Origin of the sequence: Pseudomonas sp. FYR_7 (genome assembly GCF_043106155.1) — a bacterium.
Lineage (GTDB): Bacteria > Pseudomonadota > Gammaproteobacteria > Pseudomonadales > Pseudomonadaceae > Aquipseudomonas > Aquipseudomonas parafulva_B.
This window is the reverse complement of the sequence record NZ_JBICMI010000034.1, coordinates 40,950-58,391: the sequence shown is the minus strand read 5'-3', so window position 1 is coordinate 58,391 and position 17,442 is coordinate 40,950. Positions and strand designations below refer to the sequence as shown.

Here is a 17,442-nt window from a genome sequence, read left to right as displayed (position 1 = left end):
CCCGGCCAGTCAGGCAGTGCAATTTTGCCCCCGCTCCGCTAGCATTAGCGCTCTTCCGCTCGATCAGGCTACGATGGTTTTTCGATGAGTTATCAGGTTCTTGCACGTAAATGGCGTCCGCGCTCGTTTCGCGAAATGGTCGGCCAGGCCCATGTGCTCAAGGCCTTGATCAACGCGCTGGACAACCAGCGCCTGCACCATGCCTACCTGTTCACCGGCACGCGCGGTGTAGGCAAGACTACCATCGCGCGCATCATCGCCAAATGCCTGAACTGCGAAACCGGCATTACCTCCACGCCCTGCGGTACCTGCTCGGTCTGCCGGGAAATCGATGAAGGACGTTTCGTCGACCTGATCGAGATCGACGCCGCCAGCCGTACCAAGGTCGAGGATACCCGCGAGCTGCTGGACAATGTCCAGTACGCGCCGAGCCGTGGTCGCTTCAAGGTCTACCTGATCGACGAAGTGCACATGCTCTCGACCCATTCCTTCAACGCGTTGCTCAAGACGCTGGAAGAACCACCGCCCTACGTCAAGTTCATCCTCGCCACCACCGACCCGCAGAAACTGCCGGCTACCATTCTTTCGCGCTGCCTTCAGTTCTCCTTGAAGAACATGAGCCCGGAGCGTGTGGTCGAGCACCTGAGCCACGTGCTCGAGGCCGAGAACGTGCCGTTCGAAGCCGATGCGCTGTGGTTGCTCGGCCGTGCGGCCGACGGCTCGATGCGCGATGCCATGAGCCTGACCGACCAGGCCATTGCCTTCGGTGAAGGCAAGGTGCTGGCTGCCGATGTGCGCGCCATGCTCGGCAGCCTGGACCACGGCCAGGTGTACGGGGTGCTGCAGGCATTGCTCGAAGGGGATGCACGCGCACTGCTCGAAGCCGTGCGCAACCTGGCCGAGCAGGGCCCGGACTGGGCCGGGGTGCTGGCCGAAATGCTCAACGTGCTGCACCGCGTGGCCATCGCCCAGGCCTTGCCCGAGGCGGTGGACAACGGCCAGGGTGACCGGGAGCGCGTGCTGGCCCTGGCTGCTGCCTTGCCGGCCGAAGACGTACAGTTCTATTACCAGATGGGCCTGATAGGGCGGCGTGACCTGCCCTTGGCGCCCGACCCGCGTGGTGGCTTCGAGATGGTACTGCTGCGCATGCTGGCGTTCCGCCCTGCCGATGCGGACGGGGCCCCGAGGCCGGTGCTAAAGCCAGTGGGGATCAGCCAGGCCACAGCTGATTCCGTCGAGCCGGTGGCGCCCCCGGCAGCGGTTGCGCAACCGGTAAGCGAACCGGTTGCGTCGGCGCCGTCAGCGCCCGTGATCGAGGTGCCTGCACCAGCAACGGCCGACCATGAACCCGAAGCTGAGCGTGACCGCGAACTCGAGGCGGAAATCTCTGCCATCTCGGTGCCTGAGCCCATTGCGCCGGTTGTCGATCTGCCATGGGAAGAGCCTGCCGCACCGACCGTGCCGGAGCCCCAGCCGGCCCCAGCACCCGTTGCTGCAAAACCTGCGCCTGCCCAACAGGCGCCAGCCCACGATGACGTACCCCCGTTCGATCCAGGTGCGTACGCGTCGGTGGGCATGGACCGCGACGATGAGCCGCCGCTCGACGAAGACTACTATGCTGGCGAAAGCGATCCGGTGGGCTTCAGCTACCTCGATGAGCTGGCCGAGCACGTCCAGGAACAACCCCAGGCCGCCGCCGAGCCGCTGCCCGCTGCCAAGCCGGCGACCGGGCTAGCCTTGCAGTGGCTGGAATTGTTCCCGCAGTTGCCTGTCTCTGGTATGACAGGCAACATCGCGGCCAACTGCACGTTGATCGCCGTCGACGGTGATGACTGGCTCCTGCACCTGGACCCGGGGCAAGGCGCGTTGTTCAACGCCACCCAGCAAAGGCGCCTGAACGAGGCGCTCAACCAGCACCTGGGGCGTACGTTGAACCTGCGCATCGAGCTGATTCGGCCCGAACAGGAAACGCCAGCCCAGGCCGCGGCCCGCAAGCGCCTTGAACGCCAGCATGAAGCCGAGGCGTCAATCGAGCACGACCCGCTGATCCAGCAGATGATCAAGCTGTTTGGCGCCAAGGTGCGGCACGATACTATTGAGCCTGTAGAGGCCCTGGCCAGTCAGGGCCAGTAACGGATAACCATGCGGCCAGCCTAGTGCCAGGCCGCATCACATGACCCAATCGAGGTATTCCCCATGATGAAAGGTGGCATGGCCGGCCTGATGAAGCAGGCCCAGCAGATGCAGGAAAAGATGCAGAAAATGCAGGAAGAGCTGGCCAATGCAGAAGTCACCGGCCAGTCCGGCGGTGGTCTGGTCAGCGTGGTGATGACCGGTCGCCACGACGTCAAGCGTGTGAGCATCGACCAGAGCCTGATGTCGACCGAAGAAGACGACAAGGAAGTGCTCGAAGACCTGATCGCTGCAGCCCTGAACGATGCCGTGCGCAAGATCGAACAGAGCAGCCAGGAAAAGATGGGCGGCATGACCGCTGGCATGCAACTGCCGCCAGGCTTCAAGATGCCGTTCTGAGCATTTGCGTGCCGACGAACCGTCGCTGGTAACAGCGGCGGTTTTTTTATGGCCGCCGTGCCGATTTGACGCCACTCCCCATGGTGGGTATAAACCGCCTCTTAATGACTTGTCAGGCGTTTCCCATGAGCTTCAGTCCTCTCATCCGCCAGCTGATCGACGGCTTGCGCATTCTGCCCGGCGTTGGCCAGAAAACGGCACAGCGCATGGCCCTGCAATTGCTGGAGCGTGACCGCAGCGGGGGGCTGCGGCTCGCCCAGGCGCTGACCCAGGCCATGGAAGGGGTAGGACATTGCCGTCAATGCCGCACCCTGACCGAACAGGACCTCTGCCCCCAGTGTGCCGACCCACGGCGTGACGACACGCAACTGTGCGTGGTCGAAGGCCCGACGGATGTCTATGCCGTCGAGCAGGCTGGCTATCGCGGGCGTTATTTCGTGCTCAAGGGGCATCTGTCGCCGCTCGACGGACTGGGCCCGGAGGCGATCGGCATTCCCCAGTTGATGGCACGCATCCAGGAGCAAGGCACCTTCACCGAAGTCATTCTTGCCACCAACCCCACGGTGGAAGGTGAAGCCACGGCGCACTACATTGCCCAGTTGCTGGCTGAAAAAGGTCTGGTCGCCTCGCGTATCGCCCATGGCGTGCCCTTGGGCGGCGAGCTGGAGCTGGTGGACGGCGGCACGCTGGCCCATGCTTTTGCAGGGCGTCGTCCTATTTCGCTCTGAGGCAGCGATCGGGTTCGACTGGCAGTGCCGTGACAGAGGGCTTCCAGCGGCGAAGTTGATCCTGAACCCCATCGCCGCCCATCCGTCCCCCCTCAGCGCTCGCTGAGGGAAAACTCGGTCAGGCAGAAGGTCGGTACGCCCGCCGCCTGCAAGCGGCGCGAGCCGTCCAGTTCGGGGAGGTCGATGATGGCTGCCGCCTCGAACACCTGCGCACCCGTACGGCGCACCAGGTTGGCGGCGGCCAGGAGCGTACCGCCGGTGGCGATCAGGTCGTCGAAGATCAGTACCGAGTCGCCCTCGCACAGGCTGTCGGCGTGCACTTCTAGGAAGGCTTCGCCGTACTCGGTCTGGTACCCCTCGCTGAGCACGTCAGCGGGCAGCTTGCCTTGCTTGCGGAACAGGATCAGGGGTTTGTTCAGCTGGTGGGCGATGATCGAACCGATCAGAAAACCACGCGCGTCCATGGCGCCGATGTGGCTGAACTCGGCCTCGACATAGCGCTCGATGAACTGATCGGCTACATAGCGCAGCCCGCGCGGCGACTGGAACAGTGGGGTGATATCGCGGAAGATCACGCCCGGCTTGGGGAAGTCCACTACCGGACGGATCAGGGCTTTGAGGTCGAAGGCGTCGCTGTGCATTGTTGCAGGTATCCTGGGAAAACGAATGGCCCAGTATACCTGCTAATGCAGCCCTCAGGCCTCCATTGCCCCACCGGCCAGCGCGCAAAGCTGGATCGGGTCGAGGATATGCACTTCCTTGCCTTCGGCGCGCAGCAGGCCATTGTGCTGGAAGCGGGTGAACACGCGCGACACGGTTTCCACCGCCAGACCCAGGTAGTTGCCCATCTCGTTGCGCGACATGCTCAGGCGGAACTGGTTGGCCGAATAACCACGGGCGCGAAAGCGCGCCGACAGGTTGACCAGGAACGTCGCGATGCGCTCATCGGCGGTCTTCTTCGACAGCAGCAGCATCATCTGCTGATCGTCGCGAATTTCGCGGCTCATAACGCGCATCAGCTGGCGACGCAGCTGCGGCAACTGCACCGACAGCTCATCCAGGCGCTCGAACGGAATCTCGCAAACGGATGTGGTTTCCTGGGCCTGGGCCGACACCGGGTACGCCTCGGTGTCCATGCCGGACAGGCCCACCAGCTCGCTGGGCAGGTGGAAACCGGTGATCTGCTCTTCACCGCTGTCGCTCAGGCTGAACGTTTTCAGGGCGCCGGAGCGTACGGCATAGACCGAGCCAAAATTATCCCCCTGGCGGAACAGGAACTCGCCTTTCTTGAGAGGGCGACCTCGCTTGACGATTTCGTCCAGTGCGTCCATGTCTTCCAGGTTGAGTGAAAGGGGCAGGCACAGGGGGGCCAGGCTGCAATCCTTGCAATGGGCCTGGCTGTGTGGGCGCAGTTTGACTGGCTCGGACATTTGACTCGATCCTTGTGGGAAAGCACACATAAGTCGTAAGGGTAACCCACGACATAGGGTGTAGGCCAGTGGCCGCGACCAGCAGGATGACCTGTCAGACCCGCCAGCGCATTGCCCGATCGCCTGTGTGCCAAGAGCCACATGGCCGGAGCGTGGTGAGTGCGGCCAAATGTCTCGCTCAGATCACACGGGAGAACCGTTGGCGATTGTGCATGGCCAGGTAGGCATCGAAGACCATGCACACCGCGCGGGCCAGCAGTCGCCCAGCCGGCAGGATCCGAATGCCCTTGTCGTCCAGGCGAATCAGGCCGTCGCGCTGCAAGGTCAGAAGCTCCGGCCACAGGTCGTTGAAATAGCCACGAAAATCGACGGCGAATGCTTGTTCGATCGGCTCGAAGTCCAGCTCGAAGTGGCAGATCAGCTGCTGGATGACCGCCCGGCGCAGGCGGTCGTCGGGGGTGCACAGCAGGCCACGCTGGGTGGCGAGCTGGGCGTTGGACAGGCTGTCCTGGTAGGTGGCCAGGTCGCTGCTGTTCTGGCAGTACAAATCGCCGATCTGGCTGATCGCCGACACGCCCAGGCCGATCAGGTCGCAGTGCCCATGGGTGGTGTAGCCCTGGAAGTTACGCTGGAGCGTGCCTTCCTCCTGGGCGACGGCCAGTTCGTCATCGGGCAGGGCGAAGTGGTCCATGCCGATGTAGCGGTAGCCGGCAGCGGTCAGTTGCTCGATGGTGGCGTGCAGCATGTCCAGCTTGGCCGCTGCACTGGGCAGCTCCCCGGCTTCGATGCGCCGTTGCGGCATGAACCGTTCAGGCAGGTGGGCGTAGTTGAAGACCGACAGGCGATCGGGCTGCAGGCGGATCACTTCCTCAACGGTGCGGGCGAACCCTTCGGGCGTCTGGCGCGGCAGTCCGTAGATCAGGTCCAGGTTCACCGAGCGGAACTGCAGGGTGCGAGCCGCCTCGATCAAGGTCCGCGTCTGCTCCAGGCTCTGCAGGCGGTTGACGGCGCGTTGCACGGCCGGGTCCAGGTCCTGCACGCCGAGGCTGACGCGATTGAAGCCCAGCTCACGCAGCAGGCCCATGGTCGACCAGTCCGCCTCGCGCGGGTCGATTTCGATGCCATAGTCGCCGGAATCGTCATCGAGCAGGCTGAAGTGCTGGCGCAGCGTGGCCATCAGCTGACGCAGCTCTACGTGGCTCAGGAAGGTTGGGGTGCCGCCGCCAAAGTGCAGCTGCTCCACACGTTGCCTGCTGTCCATGTGGCAAGCCACCAGCTGGATCTCCTGTTCCAGGCGTTGCAGGTAGGGGGCAGCGCGTGCCCGGTCCTTGGTGATGACCTTGTTGCATGCGCAGTAGTAGCAGATGTTGGCGCAGAACGGCACATGCACGTACAGCGACAACGGGCGCACGGCCCGCCGGCTTTCGCGCAGGGCGTGCAGCAGGTCGAACGAGCCCACTTCGCTGTGCAGTTGCACGGCGGTTGGGTAGGAGGTGTAGCGTGGGCCGGCCAGATCGTAGCGGCGGATCAGGTCGGTGTCCCAACGTAGGTCGTCGAGCATGAGGGCGGTCCCCGGAAAGAGCAGCAATGTTCCGGAGTCTAGGGATGTCTGTAGGAATCTGTGTTGATTTGTATCAAGCGCTAAACGGCCTGAGGGCGGTGCGTCTAGCTCAGGCGATGCGCGGTCGTCACGGCTGGTTAGTGGCCATAAGCCATGTGCTGCGCCACCTGGCGCTTCAGTGGCCCATCAGCCAGTGTTGATGAGGCCCAGGCAGTGTCCACAGACCGAATAGCACCACGAGCATGCCACCGGCCACCCGCACGCTGCGCCGTCTCAACACCCTGTTTACCCGCCCGGCCGCCATCCCGGTGACCAGCAGCACGGGCCAGGTCCCCAGCCCGAATGCCGCCATCAGGGCTGCGCTGTGCAAGGCGTTCCCCTGGCTCGCAGCCCACAACAAGGTGCTGTACACCAACCCGCACGGCAGCCACCCCCAAAAGGCACCCAGCAGCAATGCACGAGGCAGGCTAGAAACCGGAAGCAGGCGCGACGCCACCGGCTGGATGTGCCGCCACAGCCCGCGACCCATGGCCTCGATGCGGGTCAGTCCGCTCCACCAACCGGCCAGGTACAGGCCCATGGCGATCAGCAGCAAGGCGGCCATGGTGCGCAAAACCAGCACTGCAGGGCTGTTGGCCACCGCCCAGCCCGCCACACCGAGCATCAGGCCCGCGACGGTATAGCTCAGCACACGCCCGACGTTGTAAGCCACCAGCAGCCGCAGGCGACGGCCGCGCTGGGCTGGGGGAATGGCCAGGGTCAGGGCGCCCATCAGGCCGCCGCACATGCCCAGGCAGTGACCCCCTCCGAGCAGGCCGAGAACCAGCGCCGAGCCCAGCAAGGGCAGCAGGTCAGCCACGCGTCGGGGGCTCGGGATGGGAATCAGGCGTTTGGTCGGGCGTGACGGCGGCCTGGTGACGGGGATCCTGATCGTCGAAGAGGATGCTGTGAGCGGGGCTTTCGAGGTCGTCGTACTGACCGCTGTCCACCGCCCAGAAGAAGATGTAGACGGCCACGCCGACCAGCAGCAGCGCTGCGGGGATCATCACATAGAGGGCGGGCATGGCAGGTTCCTCGCAGGGGTAGGTGCTGACGCGGCCAGGGCAGGCGCAACAGCAGGCATACGGGTCAGGCGCAGGGCATTGAGCACCACCACCAGTGAACTGACCGACATGCCGACCGCTGCCCACACCGGGGTGATCCAGCCAAGGGCCGCGAACGGCAGCATGAGGCCATTGTACAGGCTGGCCCACAGCAGGTTCTCGATGATGATGCGCCGAGTGCGCCGCGCCAGCGAGACCGTCTGCACCAGCGCCTGGAGCCGGTTGGAAAGCAGCACCGCGTCGGCGCAGGTCTTGGCCAGGTCAGTGGCACTGCCCATGGCGATGCTGATGTCTGCCGCTGCCAGCACCGGCACGTCATTAACCCCGTCTCCCAGCATCAGCACCTTGTGCCCGGCCTGTTGCAGGGCCTTGAGCCGCGCCAGCTTGTCATCGGGCCTGAGGCCTCCGGCGGCCTCGTCGATGCCCAGTTGCGCGGCCACCTCGCCGACCATCGGCGAGCTGTCTCCGGACAACAGCACCGTACGCCAGCCAAACGCCTTGCAGGCGGCGAGCAGGGCAGGGGCATCCTCGCGCAGGCGATCGTCCAGCCCGAACCAGGCCAGCGGGCCGCGGCGGTCGCCCAGCAGCAGCCACTGCCCCCGTGGCTCGGGTATCGCCGGCGGCGGTGTGCCGCTCAAAGCGCAGACGAAGCTCGCCTGGCCTATGCGCAGGCGTTGGCCTCCAACCTCGCCCTCAAGGCCCAGACCGGGCACGGCCAGCACACCATCGGCCGGCGTGGCCACCTGACCGAAGGCCCGTGCGATGGGATGCTCGGAGCGGTTTTCCAGGGCTGCGGCCCAGGCCAGGCAGGTGTCGGCCGTTGCACGGCCCAGCGGCCTGATGCTGCGCAAGGTCAGGCGCCCCTCGGTCAACGTGCCAGTCTTGTCGAAAATCACCGTGTCGATCTGGTTCAGGCCCTCCAGCACATGACCGCGTGTGACCAGCAGGCCCAGCTTGTGCAACGTGCCTGTCGCCGCCGTCAGCGCGGTCGGGGTGGCCAGCGACAGCGCGCAGGGGCAGGTCGCGACCAGCATGGCCAGGACGATCCAGAACGCCCGCTGCGGCTCCACTTGCCACCACCACACGCCAATCGCGACGGCCGCCAGCAGTGAACACAACAGGAACACCTGGGAGGCGCGGTCGGCGATCTGGGCCAGGCGCGGCTTTTCGGTCTGGGCGCGTTCCAGCAAGCGCACGATGGCGGACAACCGCGAATCCTGGCCCAGGGCTTGCACCTGCACATGCAGGGCACTTTCCACGTTCAGCGTGCCACCTGTGACCTGATCACCCACCTGGCGAGGTTGAGGCAGGTATTCGCCGGTCAGCAGCGATTCATCGACACTCGAGCGCCCTTGCACGATGCGCCCGTCAGCCGGGATCACCGACCCTGGCAACACCTGCACGCTGTCCCCGCAGCGCAGTTCACTGAGCAGGATGCGCTCGCTGCGGCCCTGTGCGTCGACACGCAGGCAGGATGCCGGCAACAGGTTGACCAGCTGCGCCGTCGCGGCGGCCGTACGTTCGCGGGCGCGCCGTTCCAGGTAGCGCCCGGTCAGGAGAAACAGGGCGAACATGCCGACCGTGTCGAAATACAGCTCGCCGCTGCCGGTCACCGCCGTCCAGATCCCGGCACCGAACGCCAGGGCAATAGCCAGCGAGACGGACAGGTCCATGGTCAGGTGGCGGGTGCGCAGATCACGCGCCGCGCCCTTGAAAAAGGGCGCGCAGCTGTAGAAAACGATGGGAATGGTGAGGAACAAGGCCACCCAGCGCAGGATGGTGTGCAGCTCGGCGGACAGGTCCATGTTGAATTCCGGCCACGTGGCCATGGTTGCCATCATCGCCTGGAACCACAGCAACCCGGCCACCCCCAGCCTGCGCAACGCGCTGCGGTTTTCCCGGCTCAATTGCTCGGCCGCCTGGTCCGGCTGATAGGGGTGGGCGGCGTAGCCAATCCGGCGCAGCGCCGCCAGCACCTGCGACAGCGGCAATTGCCGATCGTCCCAGCTCAGCAGCAGCCGATGATTGGACAGGTTCAGGCGCGCTTCGGCCACCCCCGGCAGGTTGCGCAGGTGCTTGTCGATCAGCCAGCCGCAGGCCGCGCAACTGACGCCTTCGACCAACAGCGTGGCTTCGGCCAGCTCGCCCTCGTGCCGCACGAATCGCTGCTGCACATCGCTGCGGTCGTATAGCGCCAACTCGTCTTGCAACTGCCGAGGCAGGGCTTGCGGGTTGGCGCTGTTGTCGCTGCGGTGCTGGTAGTAGTGCTCAAGGCCCCCCGCCACGATCGACTCGGCCACCGCCTGGCAGCCGGGGCAGCAGAAGGCCCGGGGCTGCCCGAGAACCACGGCGGTGAACGCGCGACCGGCGGGGACGGGCAGAGCGCAGTGGTAGCAGGGGCTGGGTTGGGTCATCGCATCATTGCCTTGCACAGGTCGACCGCGAGCACGATCACAGGTGTTGAGCGCCTTGCAGCGCCTCGTCACCCAGCTCTAGGGTCACGCCATGCTCAACCTTCTCTTCTTCGAACAGGCGCCACACCTGATCGCCTTCGCTGCCCAGCAGCTCGACGAAGCGGCGGCCATCGACCTTGTCTTCCAGCTGGCCGACATAGCGCCCCTGTTCGACACGGCTGAGCAGCACCCGGCGGTCCATGGCCGGTTGGGTGGGGGAGATGAGGTTCAGCTCAAGCTTCTGCGGGTCGCTGCTGCCGGTCAGGCGCACGTCTACTTCACCGGTCAGGTCGTCCAGGTGAACGCTGGCCTTGAGCGCCAGTTGCTGGGCCAGCAGCTCCCTGTCCAGGGAGCGGTTGATGCCCTTGCCGGCCTCGTAGTAGTTGTCGTTCACCAGGTTGTCCGGGTTGCGCACGGCGATGCTGACCATGGTCAGGCTCAGGCACACCGAGGTGGTCAGGATGCCGATGATGATCCAGGGCCAGAGGTGCTTGTACCAGGGGCTGGCGGCGGTGGCAGGCATGGTGTTCATCCTTCTTAGCGAATCTGCGGGCCGATGAAACGGCTCTTGGCTTCAACCTGGGCGTCGCTGTCATCGGCGCTCTTGAGGATGAAGGTGATTTCGTTGGTGGTCGAGGGCAGTTTTTCCGGGGCCACCGACAGTTGCACGGGCAGGCTGACGATGTCGCCAGCGGCCACGCGGATTTCCCGTAAGCCATCAAGCATCAAGTCGGGCAGGCCGGTGGCATCGAGCACGTAGACGTGGTCGCGCTGGTCCTTGTTCATGACCTTGAGGCTATACACGTTTTCGATGCGCCCCTGCGCATTCTCCCGGTACAGGACGCGGTCCTTGCTCACGTCCAGGCCTACCAGCGAACGGGTGGCAAAGGCGCTGGCCAGGGCGATGATCATGACCAGCAGCACCACGGCATAGCCGATCAGGCGAGGGCGCAGCAGGTGGGTCTTCTGCCCGGACAGGTTGTGCTCGGTGGTATAGCTGATCAGCCCTTTGGGGTAGTGCATCTTGTCCATGATGCTGTCGCAGGCGTCGATGCACGCGGCGCAGCCGATGCACTCGATCTGCAGGCCATCGCGGATGTCGATGCCCGTGGGGCATACCTGCACGCACAGGGTGCAGTCGACGCAATCGCCCAGGCCCTTGGCCTTGTAGTCCACGTCTTTTTTGCGCGGCCCGCGGGTCTCGCCACGGCGCGGGTCGTAGGACACGATCAGCGTGTCCTTGTCGAACATCACGCTCTGAAAGCGCGCATAGGGGCACATGTACACGCACACCTGCTCACGCAGCCAGCCGGCGTTGCCATAGGTGGCCAGGGTGAAGAAACCGACCCAGAAGTAGGCCCAGCCGTCTGCCTGGCCCGTGAAGAACTCGACCACCAGTTCGCGGATGGGGGCGAAATAGCCGACGAAGGTCATGCCGGTGACGAAGCCGATCAGCAGCCACAGGCTGTGCTTGGCGAACTTGCGGGCGAACTTGTTGGCGCTCATGGGCGCTTTGTCCAGCTTCATTCGCTGGTTGCGATCACCTTCGGTGACCTTCTCGCACCACATGTAGATCCACGTCCACACGCTCTGCGGGCAGGTATAGCCGCACCAGACCCGGCCTGCGAACACGGTGATGAAGAACAGGCCGAAGGCCGCCACGATCAGAATGCCCGACAGCAGGATGAAGTCCTGGGGCCAGATGGTTGCGCCGAAAATGTAGAACTTGCGTTCCGGCAGGTTCCACCACACCGCCTGATGCCCGCCCCAGTTCAGCCAGACGGTACCGAAGTACAGCAAGAACAAGACCGCACCACCCACCATGCGCAGGCGTCTGAACAGGCCGGTGAAGGCACGGGTGTAGATTTTTTCGCGCGAGGCGTAGAGGTCAACGGAATCCTTTCCTGTGCTGGCAGGCGGGGTTACATCATGTACCGGAATATGCTTGCTCATCATCATGTCCCACGGCAGTGGAGAAATGCCGCGGCCAGTACATGCCGGCCGCAGTCTCGCGCAATCTGCTAGCGCTGCGCGGCCATGATACGCCCCTGGCAGACGTTCAGACCGAGGTGCGACCTTTGGCCGCATTGGGTTGATCTTGTGAAACGTGATATGGGAAGTGTCAATTGATCCAGGTCAGGCGGTGACGCATTTGTTGCCCACCTGTTGAACAATCCGGTTGCGCAGAGGGTCAGCGCAACCGGGTCACGAACCCGGTTGCTGAGTTCACGCCTCGCCTGGCTGCCAGCTGCCCATCCAAAATCCCCTCACTCGCTTTTATCGCCTGCCTCTGGCGTGTGCGACAGGCTGTACACGTAAGCGGCCAGCAGATGCACCCGGTCGTTGCCCTGCAACTGCGCCTGCGCCGGCATCTGCCCCTGGCGGCCGTAGCGGATGGTCTGCTGCAACTGGGCAAAGCTCGACCCGTAGATGAACGCCTGCGGGTGCGTCAGGTTCGGTGCGCCCATGGCCGGGGTGCCCTTGCCCTCCGGCCCGTGGCAGGCCACGCAGCTGCTGGCGAAGATCGCCTTGCCCTTGGCTGGGTCGGCATTGATGCCCTCCGGCAGGCGGCGACCGTCCATGTTGGTGAGCACGAAGGCGGCCACATCGGCCACGCCCTGTTCGCCCAGCACCTCGGCCCACGCCGGCATGACCCCGTGGCGCCCGTTCATGATCGAGGCCTTGATGGTTTCCGGCTCGCCGCCCCAGCGCCAGTCATTGTCGGTCAGATTGGGAAAACCATAGGCACCCTTGGCATCGGAGCCGTGGCAGACCGAGCAGTTGGAGGCGAACAGGCGACCGCCCATCTTCAGGGCCTGCGGGTCCTTGGCCACCTCTTCGATGGGCATGGCTGCGAACTTGGCGAAGATCGGCCCGAACCGGGCGTCGGCCTTGGCCATTTCCTTCTCCCATTCGTGCACACCGCTCCAGCCGGCCTGACCGTCCGAGAACTCGGCCTGCTTGTCGTTATCCAGGTACGCATAGCCGGGCAGGATGCCTTTCCAGTTGCCCAGGCCCGGGTACAAGGCCAGGTAGCCCAGGGCGAAGAAGATAGTGCCGACGAACAGCCAGAACCACCACTTGGGCAGCGGGTTGTCGTACTCCTCGATGCCGTCGAACGCATGGCCTACGGTCTCGCTGGTGGTTTCCTCGCGCTGGCCCTTGCGGGTGGACAGCAGCAGCCAGGTCAGGGCGAAGATGGTGCCCAGGGTCAGAACGGTGACGTACACACTCCAGAACGTTGTCATGGTTTCTTGCTCCTGGATGCCTTTTCTTGTGCGTGCTCGACGTGTTGGCGGGCCTGGGGGTCATCGGCAAAGGGGAGTTGGGTCGCTTCGTCGAAATCTTTCTTCCGTCTCGGGCTGAACACCCACAGGGCCAGGCCGATGAAGGCCACCAGCACCACCACGGTGCCCAGGCCGCGAATCATTCCAATATCCATCGCCGTCACCGTTTGCTCTTGATGAGGGTGCCAAGGCCTTGCAGGTACGCCACCAGGGCGTCCATTTCGGTCTTGCCCTTGACCGCATCCCGGGCGCCGGCGATGTCGGCATCGGTGTAGGGCACCCCGAGCGTGCGCAGCACCTGGAGCTTGCGCGCCGTGTCCTTGCCATCGAGGGTGTTTTCCACCAGCCACGGGTAGGCCGGCATCTTCGACTCCGGCACCACGTTGCGCGGGTTGTACAGGTGGGCGCGGTGCCAGTCATCGGAGTAGCGCCCACCGACCCGGGCCAAGTCCGGGCCGGTGCGCTTCGAGCCCCACAGGAACGGGTGGTCCCAGACGCTTTCGCCGGCGACCGAGTAATGGCCGTAGCGCTCGGTTTCTGCCCGGAACGGGCGGATCATCTGTGAATGACAACCCACGCACCCTTCGCGGATGTAGATGTCCCGGCCTTCGAGCTCCAGTGCGGTGCGCGGCTTCATGCCTTCGACCGGCTGGTTGGTCACGTCCTGGAAGAACAAGGGGACGATCTGGGTGAGCCCGCCAATGCTGACGGCGATCACCATGAAGAAGGCCAGCAGGCCGATGTTCTTCTCTACGGCTTCGTGCTTCATCAGTGCGCTCCCACGACAGCGATCTTGGCGGCTTCTTCAGCCTGAATCGGGTTGGCCGCGCGCACGGTGCGCCACACGTTGTAGGCCATCAGCAGCATGCCGCTGGCGAAGAACGCGCCGCCCAGCGCGCGAACGATGTAGCCCGGATGGCTGGCCTGCAGGGCTTCGACGAACGAGTAGGTGAGGGTGCCGTCGTCGTTGATGGCGCGCCACATCAGCCCCTGGGTAATGCCATTGACCCACATCGAGGCGATGTACAACACGGTGCCGATGGTCGCCAGCCAGAAGTGAGCATTGATCAGGCCGATGCTGTGCATCTGCTCACGCCCGTACAGGCGCGGGATCATGTGGTACACGGCGCCGATGGAGATCATCGCGACCCAGCCCAAGGCCCCGGCATGCACATGGCCGATGGTCCAGTCGGTGTAGTGCGACAGCGAGTTCACGGTCTTGATGGCCATCATCGGGCCTTCGAAGGTGGACATGCCGTAGAAGGCCAGTGACACCACCAGAAAGCGCAGGATCGGGTCGGTGCGCAGTTTGTGCCAGGCTCCGGAGAGGGTCATCATGCCGTTGATCATGCCGCCCCAGCTTGGGGCCAGCAGGATGATCGACATCACCATGCCCAGCGACTGCGCCCAGTCCGGCAGGGCGGTGTAGTGCAAGTGGTGCGGGCCTGCCCAGATGTACAGGGTGATCAGCGCCCAGAAATGCACGATGGACAGGCGGTACGAATAGATCGGCCGCTCGGCCTGCTTGGGTACGAAGTAGTACATCATGCCCAGAAAGCCCGTGGTCAGGAAGAAGCCGACGGCATTGTGGCCGTACCACCACTGGATCATGGCATCGGTCGCGCCCGAATAGGCCGAATACGACTTGAACAGGCTGACCGGCAACGAGATGTGGTTGACGATGTGCAGCATCGCGGTGACCACGATGAACGCCCCATAGAACCAGTTGCCGACATAGATGTGCTTGGTCTTGCGCCTGACGATGGTGCCGAAGAACACCGCGCCGTAGGCCACCCAGACAACGGTCAGCAGGATCGCCAGCGGCCATTCCAGTTCGGCGTATTCCTTGGTGGTGGTGTAGCCCATGGGCAGCGTGACCAAGGCCCCGGCGATCACGGCCTGCCAACCCCAGAAGGTGAAGGCCGCCAGGCGATCGGAGATCAGCCTGGCCTGGCAGGTGCGCTGCACCACGTAGTAGCTGGTGCCGAACAATGCACAACCGCCGAAGGCGAAGATCACCAGGTTGGTGTGCAGCGGGCGCAGGCGGCCGAAGCTGGTCCAGGGCAAGTCCAGGTTGAGCTGCGGCCACACGAGCTGCGAGGCGATGAAGACGCCCAGGCCCATGCCGATGATCCCCCACACCACCGTCATGATGGCGAACTGGCGGACGACCTTGTAGTTATAAGCAGTCGAACTGATTGCAGTGCTCATTCTAAGGTTCCACGGTTTTATGTTCTTGTTGGTCGAAATCGGCATCAGTATCGGAAACCCCCTGGGTTACCGCAACGCAACTTTGGTACGCCGACCCGTGTCCAGCCCTGTTCGACAATGGCACGCAGTGAACGGGGGATGCCATGGATTGTACACAAATAAATATTTGTAATGTGTACCGTTTCTCGGTTTTTTCTGATCGAACGGTCAGGCTTTTTTCGGGCGACCGGAAAGTTGGCGACAGGGCACCGGGAGGGCGTGTCTTGAGTGAAGTGGGGTGTCGCAAACCGGCTGAGGTGCTAGAGGCGCACAAATGAAAAGCGCCGCTAAAGCGGCGCTGTAGGGCGGGGCTGGAAGACGAAGAGTGCGTTACTTGACCGTTACGCCTTGGGCTGCATCGCCCTGCGAGAGGCTGTAGACGTAGGCCGCCAGCAGGTGCACCTTGTCATTGCCCTGGATCTCGGCTTGCGCAGGCATCTGGCCCTGGCGACCATAACGAATGGTCTGTTGCAGCTGGGCGAAGCTCGATCCATAGATGAAGGCCTGCGGGTGGGTCAGGTCCGGCGCACCCATGGCAGGGGTGCCCTTGCCCTCAGGTCCGTGGCAGGCCACGCAGTTGCTCGCGAACAGCTCCTTGCCCTTGACCGGGTCGGCCTTGACGCCTTCGGGAAGCTTGCGCCCATCGAGGTTGGTCAGCACGAACGCTGCCACATCCGATACGCCCTGTTCACCGATCACCTCGGCCCAGGCCGGCATCACGCCGTGACGGCCGTTCATGATCGACGCCTTGATCGTTTCAGGCTCACCGCCCCAGCGCCAGTCGTTGTCGGTCAGGTTGGGAAAGCCATAGGCGCCCTTGGCATCGGACCCGTGGCAAACCGAGCAGTTGGAGGCGAACAGGCGGCTGCCCATCTTCAATGCCTGCGGATCCTTGGCCACTTCTTCCACGGGCATGGCGGCGTACTTGGCGAAGATCGGGCCGAATTTGGCGTCAGCCTTGTCCATCTCCTTCTGCCATTCGTTAACACCGGTCCAGCCATCCTCGTAGCCCGGCAGGATGCCTTTCCAGTTGCCAAGGCCCGGATACAGCACAAGGTAGCCTGCGCTGAAGACCAGGGTGCCGACGAACAACCAGAACCACCACTTGGGCAGCGGATTGTCGTATTCCTCGATGCCATCGAAGCTGTGCCCCATGGTCTGGTCGGTCGTGCTGTTGCTCTGGCCCTTGCGGGTGCCGAGCAACAGCCAGGTCAGGCCGATCAGGCTGCCGATGGTCAGTACGCTGATGTAGGTACTCCAGAAGGCGGTCATTGTGCTTTGCTCCTCGCAGCTGCACGGGTTTCAGGTGCCTGCTCGACAGAAGGCAGGCGGTCGTCGTCGAAGGGCAGCAGGCGCGCTTCGGCGAAGTCCCGGTCGCGGCGCCGGTTGAATACCCACAGGCTCAAGCCGATGAAGGCGATCAACACCACCAGGGTGCCCAGGCCGCGGATCATGCCGATGTCCATTTCCATCGCATTCACCTCTTGTTCTTGATCGAGGTGCCCAGCACCTGCAGGTAGGCAACCAGGGCGTCCATCTCGGTCTTGTTCTTGACCGCCTCGCGCGCGCCGGCAATGTCTTCGTCGGTGTAGGGCACGCCCAGGGTGCGCAGCACGCGCATCTTGGTGTCGGTGTGGCTGTTGTCGACCTGGTCGGCCACCAGCCACGGATACGATGGCATCTTCGACTCCGGTACCACGTTGCGCGGGTTGTACAGGTGCGCCCGGTGCCAGTCGTCCGAATAGCGCCCGCCGACCCGCGCCAGGTCTGGCCCGGTGCGCTTGGAGCCCCACAGGAACGGGTGGTCCCATACGCTTTCACCGGCAACCGAATAATGACCGTAGCGCTCGGTCTCGGCGCGGAACGGGCGGATCATCTGCGAGTGGCAGCCCACGCAGCCTTCGCGAATGTAGATGTCACGGCCTTCGAGTTGCAGCGCGGTGTAGGGCTTCATGCCCTCGACCGGCGTATTGGCTACGTCCTGGAAGAACAATGGGACGATCTGGGTAAGGCCGCCGATGCTGACGGCGAAGACCATCAGCAAGGCCAGCAGGCCGACGTTTTTCTCGATGACTTCATGTTTCATCAGGCAGGTCTC

The 17,442-nt window shown here is 63.9% G+C and carries 18 protein-coding genes; 3 read left to right on the top strand and 15 right to left on the bottom strand.

Translation table 11 applies throughout. The features are described 5' to 3' along the window. The first annotated feature begins 84 nt into the window (after positions 1–84). The 3 genes from dnaX to recR all read left to right on the top strand — a co-directional run bounded on the left by dnaX (position 85) and on the right by recR (position 3,260). Complete coding sequence (gene dnaX / locus ACF8R3_RS08950) at positions 85–2,133, top strand: DNA polymerase III subunit gamma/tau (RefSeq protein WP_196127032.1); 2,049 nt, start codon at positions 85–87, stop codon at positions 2,131–2,133. A 63-nt stretch (positions 2,134–2,196) separates the two neighbouring features. Beyond that, on the top strand, positions 2,197–2,532 hold the full coding sequence (locus ACF8R3_RS08945) for a YbaB/EbfC family nucleoid-associated protein (RefSeq protein ID WP_023535908.1): 336 nt from the start codon (positions 2,197–2,199) through the stop codon (positions 2,530–2,532). A 125-nt stretch (positions 2,533–2,657) separates the two neighbouring features. After that, positions 2,658–3,260: a recombination mediator RecR gene (recR, locus tag ACF8R3_RS08940; protein WP_023535938.1), complete on the top strand. Its 603-nt coding sequence runs from the start codon at positions 2,658–2,660 to the stop codon at positions 3,258–3,260. 92 nt (positions 3,261–3,352) lie between these two features. Here recR and ACF8R3_RS08935 read toward each other — a convergent pair whose 3' ends face one another. The 15 genes from ACF8R3_RS08935 to ccoO (ACF8R3_RS08865) form a co-directional block, all read right to left on the bottom strand. After that, entirely contained in the window at positions 3,353–3,901 is a 549-nt protein-coding gene (locus ACF8R3_RS08935) for an adenine phosphoribosyltransferase (protein ID WP_023535921.1), read from the bottom strand. Positions 3,902–3,955: 54 nt separating this feature from the next. Then, positions 3,956–4,690, bottom strand: a complete 735-nt coding sequence (gene fnrA, locus ACF8R3_RS08930; RefSeq protein WP_058604807.1) for a Crp/Fnr family transcriptional regulator FnrA — start codon at positions 4,688–4,690, stop codon at positions 3,956–3,958. A gap of 178 nt (positions 4,691–4,868) precedes the next feature. Then, positions 4,869–6,251 carry an oxygen-independent coproporphyrinogen III oxidase gene (gene hemN, locus ACF8R3_RS08925; RefSeq protein ID WP_058604808.1) on the bottom strand — a complete coding sequence of 461 codons (1,383 nt, stop codon included), beginning with the start codon at positions 6,249–6,251 and terminating at the stop codon, positions 4,869–4,871. 175 nt (positions 6,252–6,426) lie between these two features. Then, on the bottom strand, positions 6,427–7,110 hold the full coding sequence (locus ACF8R3_RS08920; protein ID WP_392515491.1) for a sulfite exporter TauE/SafE family protein: 684 nt from the start codon (positions 7,108–7,110) through the stop codon (positions 6,427–6,429). Then, positions 7,103–7,315: a cbb3-type cytochrome oxidase assembly protein CcoS gene (gene ccoS / locus ACF8R3_RS08915; protein ID WP_058604810.1), complete on the bottom strand. Its 213-nt coding sequence runs from the start codon at positions 7,313–7,315 to the stop codon at positions 7,103–7,105. Before ccoS ends, ACF8R3_RS08920 begins: the two co-directional genes overlap by 8 nt. Beyond that, positions 7,297–9,768 (bottom strand): heavy metal translocating P-type ATPase, encoded by a 2,472-nt coding sequence (locus tag ACF8R3_RS08910; protein ID WP_392515489.1) that lies wholly within the window; start codon positions 9,766–9,768, stop codon positions 7,297–7,299. Before ACF8R3_RS08910 ends, ccoS begins: the two co-directional genes overlap by 19 nt. 37 nt (positions 9,769–9,805) lie before the next feature. Beyond that, on the bottom strand, positions 9,806–10,330 hold the full coding sequence (locus tag ACF8R3_RS08905; protein ID WP_058604812.1) for a FixH family protein: 525 nt from the start codon (positions 10,328–10,330) through the stop codon (positions 9,806–9,808). Between the two features lie 14 nt (positions 10,331–10,344). Beyond that, positions 10,345–11,760 (bottom strand): cytochrome c oxidase accessory protein CcoG, encoded by a 1,416-nt coding sequence (gene ccoG / locus ACF8R3_RS08900; RefSeq protein WP_058638576.1) that lies wholly within the window; start codon positions 11,758–11,760, stop codon positions 10,345–10,347. Positions 11,761–12,074: 314 nt separating this feature from the next. Further along, positions 12,075–13,055: a cytochrome-c oxidase, cbb3-type subunit III gene (ccoP, locus tag ACF8R3_RS08895; protein WP_078478851.1), complete on the bottom strand. Its 981-nt coding sequence runs from the start codon at positions 13,053–13,055 to the stop codon at positions 12,075–12,077. Beyond that, on the bottom strand, positions 13,052–13,249 hold the full coding sequence (locus ACF8R3_RS08890; RefSeq protein ID WP_058604841.1) for a CcoQ/FixQ family Cbb3-type cytochrome c oxidase assembly chaperone: 198 nt from the start codon (positions 13,247–13,249) through the stop codon (positions 13,052–13,054). Before ACF8R3_RS08890 ends, ccoP (ACF8R3_RS08895) begins: the two co-directional genes overlap by 4 nt. A 5-nt stretch (positions 13,250–13,254) precedes the next feature. After that, positions 13,255–13,863: a cytochrome-c oxidase, cbb3-type subunit II gene (gene ccoO, locus ACF8R3_RS08885; RefSeq protein WP_023535925.1), complete on the bottom strand. Its 609-nt coding sequence runs from the start codon at positions 13,861–13,863 to the stop codon at positions 13,255–13,257. Next, positions 13,863–15,305, bottom strand: a complete 1,443-nt coding sequence (gene ccoN / locus ACF8R3_RS08880; protein ID WP_058638569.1) for a cytochrome-c oxidase, cbb3-type subunit I — start codon at positions 15,303–15,305, stop codon at positions 13,863–13,865. The genes ccoO (ACF8R3_RS08885) and ccoN overlap by 1 nt, the downstream gene beginning before the upstream one ends. Before the next feature lie 369 nt (positions 15,306–15,674). Next, the gene (gene ccoP / locus ACF8R3_RS08875) at positions 15,675–16,616 is read right to left on the bottom strand and encodes a cytochrome-c oxidase, cbb3-type subunit III (protein WP_058638570.1); all 942 of its coding nucleotides are present in this window, start codon (positions 16,614–16,616) and stop codon (positions 15,675–15,677) included. Further along, complete coding sequence (locus tag ACF8R3_RS08870; protein WP_144967027.1) at positions 16,613–16,816, bottom strand: cbb3-type cytochrome c oxidase subunit 3; 204 nt, start codon at positions 16,814–16,816, stop codon at positions 16,613–16,615. The genes ccoP (ACF8R3_RS08875) and ACF8R3_RS08870 overlap by 4 nt, the downstream gene beginning before the upstream one ends. A 5-nt stretch (positions 16,817–16,821) precedes the next feature. Continuing rightward, positions 16,822–17,430, bottom strand: coding sequence for a cytochrome-c oxidase, cbb3-type subunit II (gene ccoO, locus ACF8R3_RS08865; protein WP_058604818.1), 609 nt, complete (start codon positions 17,428–17,430; stop codon positions 16,822–16,824). Positions 17,431–17,442 lie beyond the last annotated feature (12 nt).